This is a genomic window from Elizabethkingia argenteiflava (genome assembly GCF_009904105.1).
GTDB classification, from domain to species: Bacteria; Bacteroidota; Bacteroidia; order Flavobacteriales; family Weeksellaceae; genus Elizabethkingia; species Elizabethkingia argenteiflava.
On the sequence record NZ_JAAABJ010000357.1, the window covers coordinates 1 to 500 of the forward strand.

1 protein-coding gene is annotated in these 500 nt (G+C 36.2%); it reads left to right on the top strand.

Annotated features, from left to right (window positions below):
• Positions 1 to 44: 44 nt before the first annotated feature.
• Positions 45 to 440, top strand: coding sequence for a hypothetical protein (locus tag GNY06_RS03985; RefSeq protein ID WP_166518903.1), 396 nt, complete (start codon positions 45 to 47; stop codon positions 438 to 440).
• The last annotated feature ends 60 nt before the right edge of the window (positions 441 to 500 follow it).

The window sequence follows — 500 nt, forward strand, 5'->3', positions numbered from 1 at the left end:
TTGTAAAACGCCTGAAAACAGGCTGACAGTGGCGAGAATTAAGTTTGAAAGAATATAATGACAAAGAGAAAATCTGCTGGCAAAGCATATACTATTATTTCAATAAATGTAGCAAAGATGGCTCTATCAGAAAGGCATGGATAGGTCTTTCGCTCCTTAATAAAAGAAAATTGGAGATGTCAAACGTTCAGTTGGACGGCAGCCACACCCCAAGCCGTATGGGAGGTGAAAAGCTAGGCTATCAAGCTAGAAAAAAGGCAAAAACCACCAACAGCATTTTTCTGTGTGATAACCAGGGTCAAATGTTGGAAATGGGATGTCCAAAAAGTGGCCTTCATCACGATTTATACCATATAGAAGGTAGTTTGAAAGAAATCCTGTCACCTCTAATCGAAGCAGAAATAGATCATAAAGGATTTTTTCTGAATGCTGATGAATGATTTTACAGTGAAATTTTAAGACATTTTTTAGAAAAAGAAAAAATAATCGCCAATATTAAA